This window comes from Bernardetia sp. MNP-M8 (assembly GCF_037126285.1).
GTDB lineage: Bacteria > Bacteroidota > Bacteroidia > Cytophagales > Bernardetiaceae > Bernardetia.
In genome coordinates this window covers 4,026,584-4,050,552 of sequence record NZ_CP147012.1, presented here as the reverse complement: position 1 = coordinate 4,050,552, position 23,969 = coordinate 4,026,584, and the positions used below count along the sequence as shown (strand labels likewise).

The 23,969-nt window shown below is 31.8% G+C and carries 20 protein-coding genes; 5 read left to right on the top strand and 15 right to left on the bottom strand.

What is annotated here, in order from left to right:
• Positions 1–91 precede the first annotated feature (91 nt).
• Entirely contained in the window at positions 92–2,275 is a 2,184-nt protein-coding gene (locus V9L04_RS16475) for a glutamine synthetase III (RefSeq protein ID WP_338790959.1), read from the top strand.
• A gap of 174 nt (positions 2,276–2,449) precedes the next feature.
• Complete coding sequence (locus V9L04_RS16470) at positions 2,450–4,657, top strand: carotenoid oxygenase family protein (protein WP_338790958.1); 2,208 nt, start codon at positions 2,450–2,452, stop codon at positions 4,655–4,657.
• A gap of 97 nt (positions 4,658–4,754) precedes the next feature.
• Here the strand turns inward: V9L04_RS16470 and V9L04_RS16465 are convergent, their stop codons facing one another.
• Positions 4,755–5,525: an enoyl-CoA hydratase-related protein gene (locus V9L04_RS16465; RefSeq protein ID WP_338790957.1), complete on the bottom strand. Its 771-nt coding sequence runs from the start codon at positions 5,523–5,525 to the stop codon at positions 4,755–4,757.
• Positions 5,526–5,665: 140 nt separating this feature from the next.
• The gene (locus V9L04_RS16460) at positions 5,666–7,597 is read right to left on the bottom strand and encodes a DNA topoisomerase IV subunit B (protein WP_338790956.1); all 1,932 of its coding nucleotides are present in this window, start codon (positions 7,595–7,597) and stop codon (positions 5,666–5,668) included.
• Positions 7,598–8,313: 716 nt separating this feature from the next.
• Between V9L04_RS16460 and V9L04_RS16455 the strand changes: the two genes are divergently transcribed.
• The gene (locus V9L04_RS16455; RefSeq protein ID WP_338790955.1) at positions 8,314–8,559 is read left to right on the top strand and encodes a hypothetical protein; all 246 of its coding nucleotides are present in this window, start codon (positions 8,314–8,316) and stop codon (positions 8,557–8,559) included.
• Here V9L04_RS16455 and V9L04_RS16450 read toward each other — a convergent pair.
• Positions 8,517–9,740, bottom strand: a complete 1,224-nt coding sequence (locus tag V9L04_RS16450; RefSeq protein ID WP_338790954.1) for an anhydro-N-acetylmuramic acid kinase — start codon at positions 9,738–9,740, stop codon at positions 8,517–8,519. The genes V9L04_RS16455 and V9L04_RS16450 overlap by 43 nt on opposite strands.
• A 235-nt stretch (positions 9,741–9,975) precedes the next feature.
• Here V9L04_RS16450 and V9L04_RS16445 point away from each other — a divergent pair, with 235 nt between their 5' ends.
• Entirely contained in the window at positions 9,976–11,574 is a 1,599-nt protein-coding gene (locus V9L04_RS16445) for a DUF5723 family protein (RefSeq protein WP_338790953.1), read from the top strand.
• A 145-nt stretch (positions 11,575–11,719) separates the two neighbouring features.
• Here V9L04_RS16445 and V9L04_RS16440 read toward each other — a convergent pair whose 3' ends face one another.
• The 4 genes from V9L04_RS16440 to V9L04_RS16425 form a co-directional block, all read right to left on the bottom strand.
• Complete coding sequence (locus V9L04_RS16440; RefSeq protein WP_338790952.1) at positions 11,720–13,924, bottom strand: S46 family peptidase; 2,205 nt, start codon at positions 13,922–13,924, stop codon at positions 11,720–11,722.
• Between the two features lie 191 nt (positions 13,925–14,115).
• Positions 14,116–15,369, bottom strand: coding sequence for an ABC transporter permease (locus V9L04_RS16435; protein WP_338790951.1), 1,254 nt, complete (start codon positions 15,367–15,369; stop codon positions 14,116–14,118).
• 192 nt (positions 15,370–15,561) lie between these two features.
• Entirely contained in the window at positions 15,562–16,131 is a 570-nt protein-coding gene (locus V9L04_RS16430) for a hypothetical protein (protein ID WP_338790950.1), read from the bottom strand.
• Between the two features lie 152 nt (positions 16,132–16,283).
• Positions 16,284–16,649: a hypothetical protein gene (locus tag V9L04_RS16425; protein WP_338790949.1), complete on the bottom strand. Its 366-nt coding sequence runs from the start codon at positions 16,647–16,649 to the stop codon at positions 16,284–16,286.
• Between the two features lie 138 nt (positions 16,650–16,787).
• Between V9L04_RS16425 and V9L04_RS16420 the strand changes: the two genes are divergently transcribed.
• Positions 16,788–18,161 (top strand): hypothetical protein, encoded by a 1,374-nt coding sequence (locus tag V9L04_RS16420; RefSeq protein ID WP_338790948.1) that lies wholly within the window; start codon positions 16,788–16,790, stop codon positions 18,159–18,161.
• Between the two features lie 15 nt (positions 18,162–18,176).
• Here V9L04_RS16420 and V9L04_RS16415 read toward each other — a convergent pair whose 3' ends face one another.
• The 8 genes from V9L04_RS16415 to V9L04_RS16380 form a co-directional block, all read right to left on the bottom strand.
• Positions 18,177–18,479: a hypothetical protein gene (locus V9L04_RS16415; protein WP_338790947.1), complete on the bottom strand. Its 303-nt coding sequence runs from the start codon at positions 18,477–18,479 to the stop codon at positions 18,177–18,179.
• 3 nt (positions 18,480–18,482) lie between these two features.
• Positions 18,483–18,608: a hypothetical protein gene (locus V9L04_RS16410; RefSeq protein WP_338790946.1), complete on the bottom strand. Its 126-nt coding sequence runs from the start codon at positions 18,606–18,608 to the stop codon at positions 18,483–18,485.
• Between the two features lie 23 nt (positions 18,609–18,631).
• On the bottom strand, positions 18,632–19,297 hold the full coding sequence (locus tag V9L04_RS16405; protein ID WP_338790945.1) for a hypothetical protein: 666 nt from the start codon (positions 19,295–19,297) through the stop codon (positions 18,632–18,634).
• A 7-nt stretch (positions 19,298–19,304) separates the two neighbouring features.
• Positions 19,305–19,430 (bottom strand): hypothetical protein, encoded by a 126-nt coding sequence (locus V9L04_RS16400; protein ID WP_338790944.1) that lies wholly within the window; start codon positions 19,428–19,430, stop codon positions 19,305–19,307.
• A gap of 32 nt (positions 19,431–19,462) precedes the next feature.
• On the bottom strand, positions 19,463–20,161 hold the full coding sequence (locus tag V9L04_RS16395; protein ID WP_338790943.1) for a hypothetical protein: 699 nt from the start codon (positions 20,159–20,161) through the stop codon (positions 19,463–19,465).
• A gap of 7 nt (positions 20,162–20,168) precedes the next feature.
• Positions 20,169–20,870, bottom strand: a complete 702-nt coding sequence (locus V9L04_RS16390) for a hypothetical protein (protein WP_338790942.1) — start codon at positions 20,868–20,870, stop codon at positions 20,169–20,171.
• A gap of 124 nt (positions 20,871–20,994) precedes the next feature.
• Positions 20,995–21,828 (bottom strand): hypothetical protein, encoded by an 834-nt coding sequence (locus tag V9L04_RS16385; protein WP_338790941.1) that lies wholly within the window; start codon positions 21,826–21,828, stop codon positions 20,995–20,997.
• Positions 21,829–21,839: 11 nt separating this feature from the next.
• A complete protein-coding gene (locus V9L04_RS16380) occupies positions 21,840–23,957 on the bottom strand; it encodes a hypothetical protein (protein WP_338790940.1) in 2,118 nt (705 codons plus the stop codon).
• Positions 23,958–23,969 lie beyond the last annotated feature (12 nt).

The following is a 23,969-nucleotide window of genomic DNA, read 5'->3' as shown; positions in this document are numbered from 1 at the left end:
CAGAAAATCAACTTTATTTATAGAATTGATACAAAAAACCAATTCAACAATAGTTTTAATTTAACACCTTATTCTCTCAAAATTTCTATTTATGTCACATATTCGTTTTGAAGCATTAAAAGATGCCAAAAATCGCCCAGAAGTAAAAGTAACTCCACCATCTAATCGTATCTCTGATTACTTTGGAGTAAATGTTTTTAATGACAAAGCAATGCAACGCTATTTGTCTTCTACAACATACAAAAACCTAAAAACAGCCGTCGAAAAAAGTCAAAAAATAGACACTCGTCTTGCTGATGCTGTAGCTTCTGGAATGAAAGCATGGGCAATCGAAAATGGTGTTACGCATTATACGCACTGGTTTCAGCCATTGCGTGGCACAAGTGCAGAAAAACATGATTCTTTTTTCCGTCCGAATGCAGAAGGAACTCCTTTAGAAGAATTTAAAGGTTCTACACTTGTTCAGCAAGAACCTGATGCTTCTTCTTTTCCTAGTGGTGGACTTCGTGTAACTTTCGAAGCTCGTGGTTATACAGCTTGGGATCCTTCTTCTCCTGCTTTTATTGTAGAGAGTGGAGGAGGAAAAACACTTTGTATTCCTTCGCTTTTTGTATCTTATACAGGCGAGGCACTAGACCACAAAACACCTTTGATTCGTTCTATTGACTTACTGAATCGTGCTGCCACTAATGTTTGTCGTCTTTTTGATAGAAATGTAAACAAGGTTACAATTACTTTGGGTGTTGAGCAAGAATTTTTTGTAGTGGATAAAGCACTATTCTATGCTCGTCATGATTTAATGTTGGGTGGTCGTACTGTTTTGAGTCATGCACCAGCTCGTGGTCAACAGTTAGATGATCATTATTTTGGTTCGATTCCTTCAAGAGTAAAAGCATTTATGCAAGACTTCGAAATTGAATCATTGAAATTAGGTATTCCAATTACTACTCGTCATAATGAAGTTGCACCTGCACAGTTTGAATGTGCGCCACAATTTGAGGAAGTAAACGTAGCTGTCGATCACAACATGGTTTTGATGGATGTAATGAGCAGAGTGGCAGAACGTCATAACTTGAAAGTTCTTTTCCATGAAAAGCCATTTCAAGGTGTAAATGGAAGTGGAAAACACAACAACTGGGCTTTAAGTACAGATACAGGTAAGAATTTATTAGCTCCTTCTAATAAGCCAAAAGAAAATTTACAGTTTTTAGCCTTCTTTGTAAATACAATTAAAGCTGTTCACGAACATGCCGATTTGCTTCGTGCAAGTATTGCTTCTGACTCAAATGATTATCGTTTGGGTGCAAATGAAGCACCTCCAGCAATTATTTCTGTTTTTGTAGGTTCACAACTTGATAAAGTATTGAACGAATTAGAAGAAAATGCAAAAGTAGAAGTTGGTAAAGGAGACAATATGTATATCAAGTTAGGAATTGATAAAATTCCACCAATTTTGTTAGACAATACAGACAGAAATCGTACTTCACCTTTTGCTTTTACAGGAAATAAATTCGAATTCCGTGCTGTTGGTTCTACTGCCAACTGTTCACTTCCTATGATGGTTTTGAATACGGCAGTTGCTGATCAACTTGTAAAATTCCATGATGAAGTAGAAAAAGCAGAAGCAAATGGAGAAAAAAGAGAATTAGCTATCGTTAATGTTCTTCGTCGTTATATCAAAGAATCAAAAGCAATTCGTTTTGAAGGCAATAATTATAGTGATGAGTGGGCAGAAGAAGCTAAAAAACGAGGTCTTTCTAATTTAAGAACGACTCCGGAAGCTCTTACAGCTAATCTTACTAAAAAAGGAAGAAAATTATTTACAGATAATGCTATCTTGACAGAACAAGAAATTGAAGCACGTCAAGAAATTCATTTAGAAAATTACTTGCACCAAGTTCAGATTGAATCTCGTTTGATAGGCGACTTGACAATAAATCATGTTATTCCTTCTGCTATGAAATATTTGGGAGAACTTACCGAAACAATCCATAAAATGCAAAAAATTGGTTTGGATGATGATTTGGAAATGATAACTGATACAGCTCGTAGAATTGCTAAACATGTCAATAAAGCTACCAACCTCGTTAAAGAAATGATAAACGAACGCAAGAAAGCAAACCTACTAGAGCCAACAGAAGGAGCAGATGCTTATTGCAACAAAATAAAGCCTTATTTTGATAAAATTCGTTATGAAACTGATAAATTAGAGCAGTTTGTCGATGATGAAATGTGGCAACTTCCTAAATATCGTGAACTTTTGTTTGTGAGGTAACTCTTTGTTTATGTGTTTTTAAATATCTACATTCAGAGTAAGAGACAAAAAAAGGAATTTGATAAAAAATATCAAATTCCTTTTTTTTATTCGAAAATAGTCCGAATTTTACATTTTTATTTCTATTTTAAAAATAAAAATTTTAAACAACTATCTATATACCTTACATCATTTATGCAACCATTAGTTTCTGCAAGTAGAGAAGAATTAGATATCGAACTTTTAGTCAAAGAAGGAAACATTCCTACTGATATTTTTGGACATATATTTGTCAATTCTTCTGTTGGTTCAGTAAACTCTAATGGTCTGCCCTATCCAAAAACTACTTCTGATGGAAAAGCAAATTCAGAATATGGAAGTCCTATTCTGAATGGAGATAGTATGGTTTTTCGTTTTGATTTTGATAAAACAGGAAAAGTAAATCTCAAATCTCGTTTGTTAAAACCTCCTTCCTATTATGCTGATATAGCTTCAAAACAAGGTTCGGCACGAAATAAAAAATATGGCTTCTCAAATATGGGTATTTCTCGTATTTCCTTCGAATTAGGTGCAAGAAATTTATTAAGTACAGCTCTTACACCTTTCAAAACAAAAAATGACGATTGTATTAGAATGCTTGCCACTTCAGATTTGGGACGACCTTTTGAAATTGATATAAATACATTAAAAGTCATTACTCCTATTGGTACAAATGAGCAATGGCAAGCCAAAAATGTTCCTTTTATAGATTGGATTTTCCCTATTCATCAAACTAGCGCACATCCTAGTTTTGACCCAATTACAAAAGAAATATTTACAGTCAATTATGTAAAAGGTTCGAAAAATGTAGCTTCCCTAATTCGGATTGGTGAAGGCTTGATTCAAAAAAGAACATCTATCAAAAATCATTTTAAACATGCTGTTTTGAGAGCAAATGAAGTTTCAAAAAATGAAATTTATAGTTATTTTACTAAACTTCATAGCAAAGCTGATTATAACCAAAGTAGAGTAAATATAGATGACGAAATTAGCTTTGTTCAAAAGACTTCCACTTGGATTAAAAATAGATTCAAAAATCTAACAAATTTAAAAACAACAACAGAACCGATTTTATACCTTATGAAATGGGAAGGAGATGAAGCAATACACACTTGGAAACTTACACAAGAAGACGGAACACCTATTAATATTCTTCAATGTATGCACCAAACTAGTCTAAGTAAAGATTATATTTTATTGATTGATGCTTCTTTTAAGGTAGGATTGGATGTTCTGATGAATAATCCATTTCCTCAAAATCCAAATTTTAATAAAATATTGCGTGAACTTGTCGCCAGCAAACAACTTCCTTATACCAAAATGTATATTGTCAGAAGGCAAGATTTGACAGAAGATATTGATACTGTAAAAGTAAAACAATTTCACATTCCACTTGAAACCATACATTTCACAACTAATTATGAAAATCCAAATGGACAAATAACCTTTTATACTGCAAATAATGCAGGGGCATGCTTGTCTGAATGGGTTCGTTATTATGATAAAATTGTAAACTTTCCAAAAGATACTCCTATTGAAGAAGGAACAGCAGGTATTTTAGCTGTTGGAGAAATGGATATAGCAAGAATGGGAAAGTTTGTGATTGATGTAGAAAATGAAAAATTTATCAAAAAAGAACTCTATCACAATATTGGAAATATCAAACAAGAAAAAGATACAGAACAACCTCAAAAAGTAGGCGCACATACTTGGGGAGTAGGTTTATATACCCATAGAGATATTATTTCTGAGTCTGTTCCTCATTCCAAAATACAACATATTTATTGGCAATGTTCTGGAATAGAACATCGCCGACTTACCCGTTTTGTCTATAATTCTTATAAAAATTATCCAAATAGAATTGTTCCTTTAAAAGACATAGAAAATTATACCTTACAAGAAATTCCTGCAACGCTTACTTGTTTGGATACTGAAAAGATGGAAATAATAGATTTTTATGAATTCCCTAAAAACTATGAAATTCGTTCTTTACAATTTATACCTCGCAAAGAAACAAAAGCAAATTCTGACAAATCAATATCACCTTCTATTGATGGCTATATTTTTTGTATGATGGTAAATGGCAAAGGACAAAAACCAGATACAAATTATGAACGTGAAATTTGGATTTTTGATGCTGCTAATCTGAAAAAAGGAGCTATTTGTATTTTACATCACCCTTCACTTATCTATTTTTTTACTTTACATTCTGCTTGGATTCCTTATTTAGAAAAACGAAAATCTGATTATCAAGTAAATCTAAGACGAGATTATCAAAGTCAAATAGAAAAGTTAAGTTCAAAGAAAAAAAGAAAAGAATTACACAAATTTATGAATGAACATGTTTTTCCTTTTTTTGAGTAAAATAAATTCAATAAAAAAGAAATTTGATAGATTTTATCAAATTCCTTTTTGTTTTATATTACAATTTCACACTCTAAAGAGTATGCTACATAATGATTTACCAACTAATTTTTTCTTTATTCAAAAAAGCACCAATTCCTTTTTTACAATCTTCTGTCATTCTTGCTTTTGCATTAAGTTCGGCAGCATAACGAAGCGCATCTGGAATCGTTTTTTCCTGTACATCCAAAATAGCTTGTTTTGTAAGTGCCATCGCTTGCGCAGAATTTGTATCACAGATATTCTGACAAAAATCTAAAACGGTTTGTTCTAAGTCTTCAGCTTCTACAATTTCGGTAACAATTCCATACTGCTCGGCTTTTTCGGCTTTGATAAGATTTCCAGAAATGAGTAAATGTCTTGCACGAGCTTCTCCAATTTTGCGAATCAGAAAATACATCACAATCGCAGGAACAAAACCGATTTTTACTTCTGTATAGCCATATTTTGCCTTCGGAACAGAAAAAACAAAATCACAAACTGACACCAAACCACAACCACCAGCCAGTGCATGACCTTGTACTTGTGCAACAGTAGGTTTTGAAAGCATATAAATCTGCTCATACAAATCTTTCAAAGAAGAAGAGTCACCTAAATTTTCTTGATAAGAATTTGTTTGGAGTGTCTGTAAATACCCCAAATCTGCACCTGCACAAAAAACATCACCATTTGCCTTCAAAACTATAACTTTTACAGTTGAGTCATTTTCAGCTTTCGAAAAGTTGGTTTTTAGTTCTTCTACCAATTCATCACTAAAGGCATTTCTTTTTTCTGGACGATTGAGTGTAATAAAAGCAATTCGGTTTTTGACTTCGTAGTTGGTGTACATTTTTTTTGAAATATGTGTGTTTTTGAAATTATTGAAGGATTAAAGATAAAATGAATTTTAGTTTAATCAAAAAGATTGCATCAAAAACCCTAAGGGTCTTCGAAGTCCCTTAGGGTTTGATATTATGAATTACAGAAAATTTAAACAGTTTCTAAATCACCTTGAACAATAACTTCAATTTTATTTCCCTCTTCATCTTCGACTGCATCTTTTTCTACTTTCAAGTTATCGATAATAAACTCTTGACGTTCACGAGTATTTTTGCCCATATAATAAGTCAGAAGATCTGAAATAGAAGTCGATTTATTCAAAATTACAGGCTGGAGTCTCATATTTTCATCTATAAACTGTCCAAATTCGTCAGGTGAAATCTCTCCCAAACCTTTGAATCGTGTAATTTCGGCTTGTTTGCCTAATTTATTTATAGCCGTTTGTTTTTCTTCTTCTGAATAACAATAGATAGTTTCCTTTTTATTTCGAACTCTAAATAATGGTGTTTCTAAAATATGTAAATGTCCTTTTTTTACTAAATCAGGGAAGAAATGTAAAAAGAAAGTCATCATAAGTAGTCGAATGTGCATTCCATCAATATCGGCATCCGTTGCTAAAACAATTCTATTAAAACGAAGTCCATCTAATCCATCTTCAATATTTAAAGCGTGGAAAAGAAGATTAAATTCTTCATTTTCATAAACTACTTTTTTGGTTTGACTAAAACAATTCAATGGCTTTCCACGAAGTGAAAAAACAGCTTGTGTTTGTACATTTCTAGCCTTGGTAAGACTTCCACTTGCCGAATCTCCCTCGGTAATAAAAATAGTTGTCTGTCTTTTTATTTCCTCATCGCCTTTGTTGTCGTCAAAATGAACACGACAATCACGCAATTTTTTATTGTGAACACTTGCTTTCTTTGCTCTTTCATTAGCAATTTTCTTAATACCTGAAATTTCTTTGCGTTCTCTTTCAGATTGCAAAATTCGCTTCAAAATAGCATCTGCAACCGTTGGATTTTTATGTAGATAATTATCTAGTTCTTTTCTAAGAAAATCATTAATGAAATGACGTACACTAGGTGAATTTGAATCTGGAGAAATATTTTGAGAGCCTAATTTTGTCTTAGTTTGAGATTCAAAAACAGGTTCTTGAACTTTTATTGCAATTGCACCAGCTATTGACTGACGAATATCTGACGCATCAAAACTTTTACCATAAAAATCACGAATTGTCTTTACCATCGCCTCTCTAAAAGCTGCTAAATGCGTTCCTCCTTGTGTAGTATATTGTCCGTTTACAAACGAATAATAATCTTCTCCATAATCGTTGGTATGACTAAAGGCAACTTCAATGTCTTCTCCTTTTAAATGAATAATTGGATAACGTAATGACTCTTCATTTACTTTTCTCATCAAAAGGTCATACAAACCTTTGTTAGAATAGAAATTTTTGCCGTTATAGTTTATTGTCAATCCTGCATTCAGAAAGGCATAATTCCAAATTTGTTCTTCCAAATATTCAGGAATAAAACGATAATTTTTGAAAATAGAATTATCAGGTTCAAAAACTACAAATGTTCCATTTTTTGCATCTTCATCTACAATAGGCAAATCATTTTTCAAAACTCCTTGATGAAATTCAGCCACTTTTGACTTTCCTTCTCGGGTAGATTTTACACTAAAATGCGTAGAAAGGGCATTGACAGCCTTTGTACCAACCCCATTCAGACCAACAGATTTTTTAAATGCTTCTGAATCATATTTTGCACCTGTATTAATTTTGGAGACACAATCAATGACTTTTCCGAGTGGAATTCCACGCCCAAAATCACGAACTGAAACTCTATGATCTTCAATTTTGATTTCGATGCGCTTTCCATGTCCCATCACAAATTCGTCAATACAGTTATCGACTACTTCTTTTACAAGAACATAGATTCCATCATCTTGTGCCGAACCATCACCCAATTTTCCGATATACATACCTGGGCGAAGACGAATGTGTTCACGCCAATCTAGTGAACGTATACTGTCTTCATTATAAGTCGAATTTCCAGTAGAAGGTGTATTTTGAGCCATATTTATATATAAATTTCTATATTTTATCTTTAGTTTGTTATATTTATTCTTGTTAGAAGAGAATAAAATCTCTTTTTTACTTAATAAATCAAATACTTTGCAAAGATGATTAATTTTTGAGTAAAATCAGATTTAAAAAAAATATTCTTAAATTCCTTTACAAAAATGCTAATTAATTTAGCAAAAAGCAAATTTAATTTATTTAGTAATAAGTTTTAGACTGATTCTACTTGTCTATACAAAAACAAATTCAAATAAAAATGGTCTTATAATTTTTATTCCATAGAACTTATCACGGTTTATATTAAGGTAGTTCAGACTTCCAGTCTGAACATCAGAAACAGTATTTTATCAAATTCAACAGTCTTCCAGACTGTTATACAAAAATAACCGTGATGACCTTTTATGTAGAAAACCAATTTAAGACAACTACTTTTCATAAAAAATTTCGTGCTTAGAGTAATAGATTCAAACCTAAATTAAAAATTTCATCAGTCAGAAAATTAATTTGACCGAAAAACCACTCAAAAAACACAATGTAATTTTTATTCTCAAATAAAACACTTAAATTTGTATTAACAACCTACCACACAAATAAAACTTATTGATTATTATTTTGCTTGAAATCTATTTTTTTGAGTAATTTTTAACAAAAAAGATTTTAAAACTGTTGATTGTTAAAACAAAATACACAACTAACACAAAAAATAATTATAATGAATCATTCTAATATCAAAAGAAAATTCAAACTTACAGCTTTGCAATGGTCAGCTCTTGTAATATTACCTTTGTTTATTTTTGCTCTTTTTATGAAGGTACAAGAAAGACAAGAAACTGAAAATTCTTCTGATAAACTTATTCATACCAAAAATTCTGAACCGAAAAACTATATGATTCAAACTGTTTCTCAGCCTGTTATTCATACTCCAGAAAGCATAGGTAGTTCTGATTCTCCTAAATAAATACTTCCTCCACAACTATTTTTTGTTGCTCCTGTAACTGAGGCTAATGTATTTGTTTCTTCTCTCAACCTCAAAACTCCCAAAAAGGCAAAAATTAGAGCTTCTTTGTAAGCGATAAGTGTTTTATCTCCTTTCACTATTTCAATTTTTGGTAATAATTGCTCCAAATAACTGATTAATAAATCATTATAAGCTCCTCCTCCTGTAATCAATACTTTCTTTTTTGATTTTGATAGGCTGTTTAACTCAATTTTTTTGATGCTTTCTGCAATTTGGAAAGCTGAATGATAGGTACAAGTATGTAATAAATCTTTAATTATTATCTCTTCTATTTTGTTTGTATTTGAAATTTGTGATTCTAATAAAGGAAAGACAAACTCTTCTACCCACTCTCTACCCAAAGATTTAGGATAATCCTCTTTATAAAAATCTAACGCATTTAACTTTTGAAGTGCTTTTTCATTGATTTTTCCTTCTTTTGCTAAATTTCCTCCTTTATCATACTCAAAACCTATTTTGTTCGAAAGATAATTTAGCACCATATTACAAGGACAGATATCGAAAGCAAAACGAGAATTTATACTCTTTTCATGCTCATTGCTATTCTTATTAAAAGAAACATTTGCTATTCCTCCCAAATTCAGACAAAAATCATAATCAGAAAAAAGAAGCTCATCACCTATCGGAACAAGTGGCGCACCTTGTCCACCTAAAGCAACATCTGTTTGGCGAAAATCACAGACTATTGTGAAACCAGTTTTTGCTGCTAACATAGCTCCATTTCCTATTTGAAATGTAAAACCAAATTCTTCACTCACTTGATTTCTTCTATCATTCTTTATCAATGGCTGATGAAAAATAGTATGTCCGTGTGAAGAAATACAATCTAAAGAAGACAAATCAAAACCCTCACTTTGCAAAACAAATTTATTTATATTTTCTATTAAAAAATGTGTCCATTCTGTTTCTAATCTTTTAAGTTCTAAGGCTGAGAGAAGATGTGCATTTTGTAATTTTTGTTTCCAAATTTGGTCATATTCTATAAATTCTGTTTTGATAATTTTGTAGTTCCATAAGGAAAGGTTATTTTTTATCTGATTTTCAAACTGGCAAAGTGCAATATCAAGTCCATCTAATGAAGTACCAGACATAAGTCCGATACTATGATAAATATTTTTCATAATTAGTTTTGACATAGGAATAAGTCTATTTAATGACAGTAAAATTATAGTATATTCTAAAATAAAAAATTAAAATTTCAATAAAGTTGTTTGTTTGAGAGAATCTAAGTAATTTTTGGTACTAATTGCAAAACAAGATGCTATTTTCTGTCTTAATATCTTTTATCTGTACTTCTGTCTATCAATCTTAATATAGCATTTAGGATTTTAGTTAAAGATTTTAATCAACAAATAAATGAAATCAACTTATCTACTACAAAGATTTTCTAAAATTTTAAATTTTAATAATTTATTCCATACAGTTGTAGTAAAACAAGTATTTTTTATACTTATTTTATTTTTTCTGGCAAATACAACTCTTTTTGGACAAGAACTCACTTCCTATGGAGTAACAGGACGAGGAGGAGTAGCTACTACTTTTGCAACTGACTATCAAGCTATTGGCGTTAATCCTGCTAATTTAGCTATTCGTAAAAGTTTTAGAGATCCCAAAATTACATTTGGCTTTTTAGAGGGGAATATTGGTTTTTATACAGAAAACGTAACATTTAGTCAGATTTTGAAGAGCTATTTTCCTAAAGCTTTTAATAATGGAAACAACTATCAACTTACTTATGCTGAGAAACAAAAAGCTGCAAAAGATTTGCCCGATGCTTCTCTTTCAACTACTATCAATGCTACTTTATTTGGAATGCATGTTAGTTCTGAAAAACTAGGTGGTTTTGCATTTAGCATCCGTGATCGATTAGATTTTTATAGTAAAACTAATTCTACGCTTAGTGAAATTTTATTTTTGGGGCAAAATGCTTCTTATTTTACGAATCTTTTGCTATCAAATGGACAAACTATTTCCAATAGCCAAGATTTATCTCAAGATATAAGAGATCAAGTTGTTTTTGGTTTTCGTCCAGAAAGCGAATCACAAACCTATGGTGAAGTTATGAATAATTCTACTATTCAGATGCTTTGGACAAGAGAGTATAACTTTGCGTACGGAAAAAAAATAGTGGATAGTTATAATGTCCAAGTGTTTGCTGGTTTGGGAGTACGTTATATTAGTGGTATTACACTTATAGATTTGGAGTCACAAAATAATGTCTTTATTGGTGAAACCATTGCTTTATCGCCTTCTTTTCCGATAGAAGGTTTTGATATTCCTAGCCCAACTAATGTTGGCTATCAACCTAAAAATGGTTTTGCTCGTTTTGCTTTACCCAAACCTATTGGCAATGGTTACGGAATTGATTTAGGTCTTAATATAGTTATTAAAAGAAATTTATATCTAGGTGCTTCTCTTATTAATTATGGAAAAATGTCTTGGACAGGAAATGTATATAATATTACTGACGGAATCTTAGCACAAACACAAGGAACAGGTTTTGATAACTACAATTTTATTGCCTACTCTCCTGAAACATTTCAACTTGGAGGAGAAGGTTCTGCTTTATCTTGGGAAGGCAGCGAAAAATTTGATGATGAATTGCCTGCTATGTTGCGTGTAGGAGGAAGTTATGAATTTTTCAAAACAGCTCATTTAGGCTTTGATGTAGTTGTACCTCTTAATATAGATGCTCCTGGTAGTTTAGCGAGTAATTTATATGCTATTGGTGGCGATCTTCGTATAAACAAATTACTGACAATTTCTTCAGGACTAAGTACAGGAGGAAATCAAGATTTTAATCTTAATATTCCTTTTGGCTTAACCTATCATGCACGAAGAGGACATTATGAGGCAGGATTTAGTACACAAGATATTTCATCCTTTATTGGAGATATAGAAGGTGGTGGAAACAATATTTCATTTGCACTCGGCTTTCTACGTTTTAAGTTTTAAAACTAAGCAAGTATTTTTAACCCAATTGAAAATTAGATAGCATTTTATAATGCTAGAAAACAAAAAAGACGATGCCAAAATTAGCATCGTCTTTTTTTGTAAATAAGTAAATCTAAAAAAGATTTAGGAAAAAATCTAAGCTCATTTATTTACTTTTTTTAGTAACTAGATTCATTTCATCAATAAGACGAGAAGCACCAGCTAATTTATCAATACAAAAAAGTACATAACGAATATCTACATTGATACAACGTTTATACTGCTCATCAAAAACTAAATCACCTGTCATGGCTTCCCAGTTTCCATCAAAAGCAAGACCGATAAGTTCTCCATTTCCATTAATTACAGGACTTCCAGAGTTTCCTCCTGTGATGTCATTGTTTGTAATAAAACCAACATGAAGTGTTCCATCTTTATCTGCATATTTTCCATATTCTTTAGACATTTGCATTTCTAATAGAGCTTTAGGAGCATCAAACTCATCATCATTAGGGACATACTTTTCAGCAACTCCTTCTAATGTTGTAAAATACTGATATTTTACTCCATCTTTTGGAGAATAATCTTTTACATTTCCATAAGAAAGACGAAGAGATGAATTTGCATCAGGGTAATATGTTTTGTCTTTATTTTTAACCAAAAGACCAGCTACATAATCTTTCATAGCAGAAGCAATCTCTTCATTTGAAACCATTAGTTGTGGTCTTACCTTTGTATAATATGTTTCTACCACTGAAGTAATAAGCTGCATAACTGGATCTTTTTCCAAAACTTCTCCATTTGGATTTTCCAAAAACTTCATTGTTTTTTCTTCTGTTGCAAAAGCAGAGTTTTCAAAAATCACATTAGCATATTTATTGAAGTCTTCTCCATTTTCGCCAGCTATTCTTGCAAATATTTCTGGGTGATATTTTTTGTCTATATCTTTATAAAACATTCCCAATAAAGCTCCAGTAACATTTTTATCCACAGTTGCATTGTATTCTTTGAAATGTTCTTTTGTTGCTTCTTTCAATTTTGCAATCATTTCATCTACTTGTTCTTGATTTTCTTCATTTACTCCTGTTGCTAGAGTTCTTTGTAATTGAAGAAAACTTGCTCCAAACTCAATGATTTCACTTCCGAAGAAAGCTTCCTGCCAATAAGCTGACCAAAGCGAATAATCAACAGCACTACTATATGCTTTATCTAAACGAGAAAGAGCTGTGCTATAGGCCTCATTACCAGAAGCATCTGCCCAAGTTTGATATTCTTTTTCTTCTTTACGTTTTTTATCGATAGTTTTGAGACGTTTTAATCCTGCATTTTGTCCGATAAAATATTTGTAATAATTACTGATTGAAGCATATTTTGAAGCATAGGCAATACGTGTAGCTGCATCTACGTCCATTTGCTCTTTCATGAGTGAAAGTCTGCTTTCACGTAATTTTATACGAGCTGGGTTTGTAACAGCATAATCCACATCAAGACCATAAGAAGTTTTGAAACGCTGTGTACTACCTGGGAAACCAAATACCATAGCAAAATCACCTTGTTCTACTCCTTTCATAGAGACAGGTAAAGAATGTTTTGGTTGCAAAGGAACATTTTCAGTAGAATATTCAGCAGGTTTTCCATCTTTACCAGCATACACACGAAGTAAAGAAAAATCACCTGTGTGACGAGGCCACATCCAGTTATCTGTATCACCACCAAACTTTCCAATTGATGAAGGAGGCGCACCTACCAAACGAACATCTAAAAATACTTCTGACACAAAAAGATAATACTCATTTCCATAGAAAAAGTCTTTGATGTATCCTTTATAATGTGTGTCTTTTGTATGTTCTGCAATAATTTCAGCTTTGATTTCTTCTAATTTTTGAGCTTGGTCATCTAAACTAAGTCCATCAAGAGCTTTTTTTACACGTTCTGTTACATCTTCCATTTTTACTAAAACAGAAGCTGTAATTCCTGGGTTTGGAAGTTCTTCAGCAAGAGATTTTGCCCAAAAACCATCTGTCAAATAATCATTATCTACTGTACTATGATTCTGAATCATATCAAAAGCACAGTGATGATTTGTAAGCAAAAGTCCTTTTGAAGAGATTGCTTCTGAAGTACAGAAGTTCCAAGAAGGATCACCATAACCCAATCCAAAAATAGCATCTTTTAGACTTGAATTATTTACACTATAAATTTCTTCGGCTGTCAATTTTAGTCCATTTGCTTTCATATCAGCTTCATTCAAGCGTTTTACAAGCATAGGCAACCACATACCTTCATCAGCACGAGTATAACCTGCCAGCATAACAAATGCTAAAATGAAAGTGGAAATTTGTAGACTAATTTTTAAATTAGGTTTGTACATTATGTGTGTTTAATTTTTAAGATAAGGGAATGAATATAAATTATGTATTTGATTTTTTACTAAAAAAGAAATCAGTAGTTTTGAATATGAATAATTTACAAAGGTAAAAAAAAAATGCTATTACTTTTAGCATAGGTTCAATAAACCTTAAAATTCTTGGTAGAAAAGTCTTTTTTTGTTTATAATTAACCCTAAACTGAGCGCATGGCTTCAACAGGATCTAAACGAGCAGCCAAAATAGCAGGGATAATTCCAGCAATGATTCCGATTATAGTAGCTACACTGACTCCCAAAATCATATTTTTGATAGATAGAGAAATTATGAAAGTATCACTAGAAAACAAAGAAAGAAAAGAAACCAAAATAAGTCCTCCAATTCCTCCAATAATACAGAGTAAAATGGCTTCTAATAAAAATTGCCATAGAATAAATCCTTTTTTTGCTCCTAAGGCTTTCTGAACGCCAATAAGAGAGGTGCGTTCTTTTACAGAAACAAACATAATATTTGCAATTCCAAAACCTCCTACTAAAATTGAAAAGAAACCAATAGCCCAACCTGCAAGCGTAAGAATGCCAATTACACCATCTAAGAAAACGGCAAACTGTTCTGGTCTATTTAAAGCAAAGTTTTCTTCTTGTTTGGGTCGTAATCCTCGTTTTATTCGTAAAAGTCCTGTAATTTCTCCTTCTACATTCTGTAAATCTTTATCGTCATCAAATCCTTTTATAGAAATAGAGGGTTTTATTCCTGTTTTTCCTTCAGGAATCATTTTGGTTAGTGTATAATAAGGCATTAGGGTAATATTATCATTACTGGGAGCATCTAGTAGATTATCACCTTGTTTTTTGAGAATTCCTATAACTCTAAACTTTCTGCCCTTTAGTTTAATTATTTTATCAATAGCACTTTCTACGTTTTCATTTCCAAACAAATCTTTTGCAACTGTATTTCCCAAAATAACCACTTCAACAGCTCTATCTACTTCAATTTGCGTAAAATAACGACCATATTCAATAGGAATATCACTTACAATATTATGTTGAAACGTAATTCCTTGAACCACTAAACCCGAAAGACTATTTTTTTTGTATTTAGCTGTAAAACCTGAACGAATAGCAAAGACAGAAACAGCTTGTGCTTGTGTTAGATTTTTTTCTAAGAACCGAAACTCATCCATACTTGGATCTGGACGATTTATATATTTCCACCACGGATAATCTGAAGCAAAAATCCAAGGCATTTTTTGTACATAAATAACACTTTCTCCCAAAAAAGACAAACTGCCTTTAATTCCTTTTTCTAAAGCATCCACAAAAGTAAGCACACCAATAATGGCAAAAATGCCAATTGTTACACCTAAAAGAGAAAGCAGAGTTCGTAACAAATTACTTTTCAATGCTCCCAATGCCATTGAAAGACTTTCTAACCACAGAGAGAAGTTCATAAATATTTATACTAAATAATATAGATTATTATTTTAAACACAAAAATACATACTAGATATGTAGCGTTTACTGTGGCAATATTACAACTTTGAATAAATGTTTTGCAAATCTCTCTATGAAAGAGAAAACTGTTGCTTGAAAATATGATTTATACTTTCACATTCAATATTTTTTATTTCTGATCTTTCAAGCTAAAAACAAGGCTCATTTTTATTAAAAAGACAATATGGATACCGAATATCTACTGCATCTTGAAGAGAATATACTTTGATACTATCTACTTCTCCTGTCTTGTTATAATACTTCCATGTCTCATATTTATAATTATTTCTTATCAAACCTTCTTCCTTTATTGTGCCTTGTTTATAGTAATAGTCTTTCCAATATCCTTCGCCTTTCAAAAAAATGCTCTTATATAATAAACTATCATTAGTAGTATAAACTTCTAAAAAACCTTCTAACTGCTTGTTTTGATAGGGTACTATTCTAACTATTTGTTTGCCATAAGCTACTTCATAGTTTCCTATTGGATACCCATTTATTAATTCGATATGTTCTGAACCTATGTCATTATTTTTTCTGTAGTACATAGATAAAGAAGAGGTATTTAGAGCATACTCTGAGTAAGTTAGAATAGTATCAGTTAGTTCTATTCTTTCTTGTTTTTTAATGATTTGTTCTTTTTTATTTATATAAAAACGTTTCACAAAAAGAGAAATATCTTTCTGTTCTTCTAGGTTATAAGACGGAGGCGAAGGCATATTTTTAGTGAGTACCTTAGTATTTTTGTGTTGACAGGCTATGCAAAGTAGAGTAAGAAAAAGAATATATATTTTTCTCATAGTTTAATTGTAATAATTTTGAGTTTCTTCCTGCATAATTTCCCACTGAAACTTATAAAATATTTTGCGCCTTATCCACTATTTTTACTTTGCTCTCTTTCTTTTCGTCTTTCCTCCTTTTTAGCTTTCTTTTTTTGTTTGTCTTCCCATTTTTTATCATAGCGAGGAGAATTAGGATGCAATGGGTCTCTAAGATACTTGTGTTTTACTTCTGGAACATTAAATTTAGCATAGTTTATCTTTTTCACTCTTACAAAATAAGGAGGAAACCAGTCAATACCCTGTTCTACAAAGCAAAATTCCTTTTCTAAAGAATAAATATTACGGACTAATAAACTATCTTCAATCACATTATAAACAGCATAATAAGCAATATCATTATTGGCAGCATTACAAAAAGTATATCTATAAAAACTATTTCGCTCTATATAATACATTTCAAAATTAGGTTCTATGCCTAGTTTAGAATATAAATCATAACCATCATTCTTGATATATATATATTAGGCTGTACAAACTATAAAAAAAATTCCTCGTATTTTTGAGTTACTACACAACAAAAAATACCGAGGAATATGTCTAAACGACAGTATGAATATAGGATAAAAAACTGGAAATCCAAAGCTATGGCACGCAGAAAAGAAAACGACTATTTAAAAAGTCGTATTAAAGAACTCTTAGATAGCCGAGATTCTTGGAAAAAAAAATATCAAGCAGAAAAATTACAAGGCAAATTAAACTTGTCTACTAAAAAAGCAAAAAGACACCAGTATAGCTTACAGGTAGTCAATTTTGTACTAGAACTATATAAATATGGTGGTATGAGTTTACGCAGTTGTCGTCATACGTTAGTTTGCTTACATCTTTGTTTTGGTTTACAAGGCAAATTACCAAGTCATAGCAGTATCCGTAATTGGTTATGCAAATGTGGAGCTTATCGTCTTGAACACACAGAAAACCAAAGTAGCGAGTATGTGGTCTATGTGGATGAAAGTATTAGTTTTGGTAGTGAAAAAATACTTTTGCTACTAGGTGTTTCAGTAGATGCTATTCCTAAAAACCGAAGTTTATCTCATAGTGATATGGAAGTTTTGGCAGTAGAAATTGGTAACGAATGGAGAGGCGAACAAATAGCGAAAGAATTAAGTAAAATAGCCTCTGAAACAAAAATAAAATATATTGTTAGTGATGAAGGTACTAACTTAAAAAAGGCTTATAAATCATTGAATTATACCCATATAGAGGATTGTACTCATATTTTAGCTAATCATTTAAAGCGACTTTATCATCAAGATGCTGATTTCAAATTATTTAGTAACCTTGTCGGTCAATTACGACAAAAATGGAATTTAAGTAAAGATAATAGTCAGTATATGCCTCCTTCTATGAGGGTAAAAATGCGTTTTGCAAATATCTTTCCTTGTGTTAATTGGGCAAAAAAAATAGTACAAAATTGGGACAATTTACCCTCATGTGTTCAAGAACAAGTTCTTTTTTTGAAAGAAAAAGAGGAGTTTATAAAAGGACTAATACAGGTAGAAAAAGTATTTAAAATGGTTTGTCAAGAGCTTAAAACTACAGGATTTGGAGTTTTACAAAAGAAAAATATTCTTAATAAATTGCTACTTATTGAGTCTCAAGCAGGAGACAAATTAAACCCAAAAGCAAAAGTTTTTATGGAGAACGCTAAATTATATTTGAATAATTTAGAAAACAAAAGTAAGAGTTTGAAGGAGGAATTTATTCTTTGTAGTTCTGATATTATTGAGAGTTATTTTGGAAAATTTAAAACTAAAATAAATCCCAACAGCAGAAGTGGTTTAACTGAATTTATTTTTACAATAGCTACTTTTGGAAGAGCTTTTTCAATAGAAGAAACTCAAAATGCGTTAGAAAACATAAAATGCAAAGAGTTAAAGTTGAAAAAAATAATGAAAAATGTTGCTTAAATCAAGGTCAAAAAATTAGGGAACTTTTTGACCTTGATTGAACAGCCTATATATATATATATTATCTTTTTTTGCATCGTTTCTTTTTCTCCAATGTATAGGCTCTTTTACTTCTTTTGTAGTATCATAATGTTCCTTAGAAGCAGCTCTATAGATAACTTGATCAAAACGATTACCAAATAACCACCAAAGTTTACGTTTTGGTATAGCTTCTATGGTGCAGTAGCTTTTCTCATCTTCATAAGCATAATACATTTTTTTGCTACAAGAAGAGCAAAACAAAAGAAGTAATAATATGTATAAAGGTGCTTTTTTCATAGTTTAATTGTCTTCTAAAAAATAGTTCTTACTATCACCTGTTTCAATCATTTTATCCCACTGAAACTTATAGAATATTTTACGTTCTACACTTCTATCTACTTTACCATTTAAGGTATTGTAGTCCATTTAGTACGTGATTGTTGGATAAACTAATTCTTTTTCTTCTTTGCTTTTTCCTCTCGTTTTTTACGTTTCTTCTCCCATTCTGAATCATAAAAAGGTGTAGATTTTCTGTTGGGATAATGCAAATATTTTTTACTTATATTTTTTACTTGAAACTTCTCATACTCTATTTTATTTACTTCAACCAAATAAGGAGGAAACCAGTCAACTCCTGTTCGCTTAAAGCAATGGTCTTCATCTAAATCTGTTGTTTCGATAAGAACCAGTGAATCAATTCTTTTTGCAAAATAAGTGTACCTCCAATTGGTGCTGCCTGTTGGTTCGTGGATAGATGTACAAAACTGAAATCGATTAATAGTATTGCTAGGTATATAAAACATTGTAAAAAAGCCTTCAATATATATTGTGCTATCATTGCCTAAATTATCATTTTGGATATATAAATAGACAACATTTTTTTTTGTATTATATCGCTCACTTTCTTGCACATATTTATCGACAACTCCAACAGTATCATAATGTTGTTTAGAGATAGCACGATAAATAACATAATCAGGATGAGAATTGAGAAACCGTCTTTTAGGGGTAAGCTCTATTGTACAGTAACTCTGTTCATCTTCGTAAGCATAGTATGTACTTCTACTACAAGCACTTAATGCCAGTAGTAGTAGAAGGAACTCTATTATTTTCATATTTTATTTATTTTTGTTCTTCAAGGTAAGTGTTATCTACCCCTATTTTTCTAATTGTATCCCATTGCCATTTATAAAATACTTTTCGCTCCACACTACTATCCACTTTGCCATTTAGTGTATTGTAATCCATGTAGTTTTCTTTAGTATTTGATTGTTGAGTAGCTAATTCTTTTTCTTCTTGCTTTCAGCTTTCTTCTTCGCTTTTTTCTCTTGTTTTTTACGTTTCTTCTCCCATTCTGAATCATAAAAAGGAGCGTTTCGGAGTTGGGGATTTCTTAAAAATTTTTTCTTTACATCTTTGATTTTAAATTTCTCATATTCTATTTTATTTGTTTTAATCAGATAAGGAGGAAACCAATCAATACCTTTACGTTCAAAACAATGTTCTTTATTTAAATCTTCCAATTCAAAATCACTCGAAGTAAAAGCAATTAAAGAATCACCTTGAATTTTATACAGTACATATTTTGTTGTTGTCATACTACCATCTTTATTGATAGAAGTGCAAAATCGAAAACGATGAGTGATATTTTGTGGAATATAGTACATCATGAAAAAGCTTCCTATAAGTGCTAAACTGTCTCTGTGACTGTTTTCATTTTCTATAAATAAAAATGAGACATTCTTTTTCTTTTTATATCTATCTGTATCTGATACGTATGTATTTTCTAGTACAGTAGTATCATAATGCAAGTCTGAGGTTGCTCTATAAATTATATAAGGTGGAATATATTTTAGAAAATTTCTTTCAGATTTAAGCTCTATTGTACAGTAGCTATGTTCATCTTCATAAGCATAGTATGTACCTCTACTGCAAGCACTTACTACAAGCAGTAGAAATAGTAAGACTATTGTTTTCATAATAAATTTATTCTTGTTTCCTCCTCCTCTTAGTCTCTCTCTCTTTTCTTTTTTCCTCCTTCTTTTCTTTTTTCTTCTGTTCATCTTCCCATTTATCATCATAAAAAGGAGCATTACGATGTTCAGGATTTTTTAAATACTTGTACTTTACTTCAGGAACATTGAATTTAGCATAGTCTATTTTTTTTACTCGCACAAAATAAGGAGGAAACCAATCAATACCTTGATGAGAAAAACAATACTGTGTATCTAAATCATAGCGAATATAATCCACTATTAAGCTATCTTTAGCGTTAGTATAAGTAGCATAGTTAGCACTATTATCATGCGAAGGTAAGCAAAAGTCATATCTATATACATAATTTCTTTGTATATAAAAAAAATCGAAAGATATATCTATATACACTTTTTTTTCAATATTATAATTACTGTTTTTTATGTATATATACATATTATCCTTTTTCTTACTATACCTATCTTCCCAACTCAAATATTTATTACTTACTTCCGTAGTATCATAATGTTCCTTTGAACCAGCTCTATATATTACTTGGTCAAATCTTCTTCCGAACATCCACCAAAGTTTTTGCTTAGGAGTGGCTTCTATAGTACAATAGCTATGCTCATCTTCATAGGCATAATACATTTTTTTGCTACAAGAAGAGCAAAACAAAAGAAGTAATAATATGTATAAAGGTGCTTTTTTCATAGTTTAATTGTCTTCTAAAAAATAGTTCTTACTATCACCTGTTTCACACAATTTGTCCTGTCCCACTCCCAACTTAGAGCTTCTATACATAAGATACAACTATTACGGATCTAAAGAGATGAGTTTAATTCTCTGTTTTTTTGGATGACTGTTCCTGTTTTTTTGCTTTTCGTCTCTTTTCTTTATCTCTGCGCTTTAACCTTTTTCTTTCTTGCTTTTGTAGCTTTTCTCTATCTTTTTCATTTGTAACACGAGAACCTTTTTTAGGATATTGAAGGTATTTCTTCTTGATGGGAAGATCAAATTTCTCGTAATCAATCTTATCGACACGTTTGAGGTAGGGAGGAAACCAGTCAATAGTGATTTCCTGAAAGCAAGGCTCTTTGAGGAACTCCTTTTTTCTATCTGGTGTCCATACAAGGCTGAGACTATCACTACTTTCTCTGAAATATGATACATAAGTCATTCCTGTAAATTCGCTAGGTTCGCTGTAAATTCGTTTATCATATGCACCATTTTCGTCTAAGCGTCTTGGTGAACAATAATTAAATGCTTTGCCTGTAAAAGCTTCTATAAAGTCTACAGAAAAAAGTGCGTTAAGGCTTATGAATCTACTGAGTGTAGAGTCTTCTTTATAAGCAATGTCTAAATCATAACATTCCATATAGAAATACAATATGTCACGTCCACGTATATCATTGGTATGAAACGGTGTGTCCTGATTGTCATTCAACAGCGACATCCAATCATATGCACCTTTATACTTTCCGTGATAATAATCAGATACAGCTCGATAATAAACTCGCTGTAAATAAGGGTTTTTCTTTTGACGATGCACCTCAAAAGTACAGTACGAATTAGTTGATTTATCCTCATAGGCATAGTATTCTTTTTTGATGCTACTACAACTCCACAAGGACAGTACTACCAAAAAAGTAGCGATATATGTTATCTTCATAAGTCTTATGTTTAGTGTTGTGCTTCAAAATAGTTCATACTATCACCTGTTTCACGCAATTTGTCCCACTCCCATTTGTAGAACACCTTTCGCTCTACATTCGTATCCACCTCATTGGTTTTTTCTTTATTGTTGTAGTCCATATAGTTTTCTAGCGTCTCAGTTTGTTTTTGTAGTGCGGGAAGTATCTCCAATTCGGGTATAGGCTTGCCATCTAAAATCCCTTTCTCTAAAATCCCTTCCAGTCGTTGTAGTTCTCCTTCCATTTTAGTAATTTCTTGCCTTTTTTGTGCTAGTGTCATGATAGTACCTTCTGTAGTGGTAGCTTCGTTTTCTAGTTTCATGGCTTCATAGATGGGTTCAATGAAGGCAAAACCTGTTGACCCATTATTTATGTTATCAGCTAATCTGGTGTAGAAGCGGTTGATTAAGTAGTACTGAAATTGTAGTGCTTTGAGCGACAGTATATCATCAACCGATAGCTCTCCCGAATCTATCGCTCTTTGATATTTCTTTGCTTGTTTGAGTGCATCTTCTTTATCTTCAATATCTTTTTTAAGTTTTTTTATCTTCTCTCCTATATCTTTTTTGTAAACTATGTTTGGCTGACGAAGCTCTAGTGGTTTACGTGCCTTTTCATCAAAAGGATGACCCAGCCCCAGGCTGTGTCCTATTTCGTGAATGAGAGTAGGAATAATAGCTGTGTTATTTAAGGCAATCTCAAATACGTGACAGACGCCTGTATCAGACGGCCCGTAAGCAAAAACATTTTTGGTACGTTCCTGCATCCCACTATAAATATCTTCTGTATAGAAGATATGTATCTTATGTGTCTTGTCCAGCTTAGCTTTTTCGGTCTTGTTGTTCTCCCATGCAGCTTGCGCTTGCTCATACTCTCTAAGTGCCTTTTGCACTTTGGGGTGGTTCCAAGCATCGGTGACTTTATTTTTACGACGCGCTCTTTTTAGTGCTTTGAATTGAGAGAGGTCTTGTAGTCCATCAGAGGGGACTTCTTGGAGATTACATCGTTTTTTGAACTTTTCTACTAGAGCAAGTGCTTTTTCATTGCGATCTCTTTCTAGTTTTGCCTTATCTACTTTATCGCCATTAGCAGATTGAGCTATTAGTGCTGCATAACCACTTTCCACCACCTCATTGTAAGTATCTTCTTTCTCATCATAATCCATCGCTGTCTGTGTGGAGTCTACCTTTCCATCTATGTAAGCTGTAGTGAAAATATCTAGATCTGCAAGTTCTTTTCTCTTCAAGGTAATGACTTTCGTTTTTTCTGCAAGCTTGGCATGCATATAGGCTTGGTTAAACGAAAGTGTATTGAAGGCTTTTAATAATTTCTCCATCATTGGAATATGTGGAATATCATCAATTTTAAGATCTACTTTCCTATCTAGTTTTACTTTTACAGGCTGAATAATAGTCTTATACCGAATAGCATTTGGGTATAAAACTACCTTTCCTACAATATCCATCGAACCCTCTTTTTTATATCTTGTTTTTGCCAAAATAGCGACTTCTTTCTCTTCTCCAAAAGGTTTCTTACACTCTATTGTTATAGGTACAAGTGTTTCTTCTAATTTCAAATTGACAATATACTCTGGTTTTCTATCATCTACTTTACCTTTAACAGTAATTATTTGGTCATCGGTACTCACAAACTTAACATCTAAATTATCAGGTAGATTTTTGACATTATTGTATTCACTACTCTTCTCCAAACGAGCATAAAGTGTTACTATGTGTTTTTTATTTTTCTCCTCCGTATTTCCATCTACATTGGGAGGCCAAATAGATAAGTAAGGACACAAATAGGCATAACTTCCAGTAAAAGTTTCTTTTTTTGTTTTTTTTCCTTCGTCTTTTTCTCGTTCTATACCAGAAAGTACTTTATAGTGTTGCGAAAGTCCTTCAGCAATTACTTGTTTATCAAAGAAATCAAATCCAAATTCTCCTCTGTATAGTGGGTCAGCAGCACCGTACTTTTGTTCTCCAAATTCAGTATTTGCGTGGTCTTTAGAGCGATAAAAAGAAACTACAAAAGGAGGATCTCCTGCTGCTAAAGGTTTAAAATGTGCTGAGTTACTAGCGTTTCCAGATTCATATACTACAGGCATAAAAAGTAAAAT

Bases quoted from the DNA above. Each gene is read 5' to 3' on its own strand.
- V9L04_RS16460 (WP_338790956.1), bottom strand. From the start codon at position 7,597: ATGGCTCAAAATACACCTTCTACTGGAAATTCGACTTATAATGAAGAC.
- V9L04_RS16425 (WP_338790949.1), bottom strand. From the start codon at position 16,649: ATGTATTATATAGAGCGAAATAGTTTTTATAGATATACTTTTTGTAAT.
- V9L04_RS16435 (WP_338790951.1), bottom strand. From the start codon at position 15,369: ATGAACTTCTCTCTGTGGTTAGAAAGTCTTTCAATGGCATTGGGAGCA.
- V9L04_RS16390 (WP_338790942.1), bottom strand. From the start codon at position 20,870: ATGAAAAAAGCACCTTTATACATATTATTACTTCTTTTGTTTTGCTCT.
- V9L04_RS16410 (WP_338790946.1), bottom strand. From the start codon at position 18,608: ATGGACTACAATACCTTAAATGGTAAAGTAGATAGAAGTGTAGAACGT.
- V9L04_RS16445 (WP_338790953.1), top strand. From the start codon at position 9,976: ATGAAATCAACTTATCTACTACAAAGATTTTCTAAAATTTTAAATTTT.
- V9L04_RS16465 (WP_338790957.1), bottom strand. From the start codon at position 5,525: ATGTACACCAACTACGAAGTCAAAAACCGAATTGCTTTTATTACACTC.
- V9L04_RS16405 (WP_338790945.1), bottom strand. From the start codon at position 19,297: ATGAAAATAATAGAGTTCCTTCTACTACTACTGGCATTAAGTGCTTGT.
- V9L04_RS16455 (WP_338790955.1), top strand. From the start codon at position 8,314: ATGAATCATTCTAATATCAAAAGAAAATTCAAACTTACAGCTTTGCAA.
- V9L04_RS16470 (WP_338790958.1), top strand. From the start codon at position 2,450: ATGCAACCATTAGTTTCTGCAAGTAGAGAAGAATTAGATATCGAACTT.
- V9L04_RS16450 (WP_338790954.1), bottom strand. From the start codon at position 9,740: ATGAAAAATATTTATCATAGTATCGGACTTATGTCTGGTACTTCATTA.
- V9L04_RS16400 (WP_338790944.1), bottom strand. From the start codon at position 19,430: ATGGATTACAATACACTAAATGGCAAAGTGGATAGTAGTGTGGAGCGA.
- V9L04_RS16415 (WP_338790947.1), bottom strand. From the start codon at position 18,479: ATGAAAAAAGCACCTTTATACATATTATTACTTCTTTTGTTTTGCTCT.
- V9L04_RS16430 (WP_338790950.1), bottom strand. From the start codon at position 16,131: ATGCCTTCGCCTCCGTCTTATAACCTAGAAGAACAGAAAGATATTTCT.
- V9L04_RS16385 (WP_338790941.1), bottom strand. From the start codon at position 21,828: ATGAAGATAACATATATCGCTACTTTTTTGGTAGTACTGTCCTTGTGG.
- V9L04_RS16475 (WP_338790959.1), top strand. From the start codon at position 92: ATGTCACATATTCGTTTTGAAGCATTAAAAGATGCCAAAAATCGCCCA.
- V9L04_RS16420 (WP_338790948.1), top strand. From the start codon at position 16,788: ATGTCTAAACGACAGTATGAATATAGGATAAAAAACTGGAAATCCAAA.
- V9L04_RS16395 (WP_338790943.1), bottom strand. From the start codon at position 20,161: ATGAAAACAATAGTCTTACTATTTCTACTGCTTGTAGTAAGTGCTTGC.
- V9L04_RS16380 (WP_338790940.1), bottom strand. From the start codon at position 23,957: ATGCCTGTAGTATATGAATCTGGAAACGCTAGTAACTCAGCACATTTT.
- V9L04_RS16440 (WP_338790952.1), bottom strand. From the start codon at position 13,924: ATGTACAAACCTAATTTAAAAATTAGTCTACAAATTTCCACTTTCATT.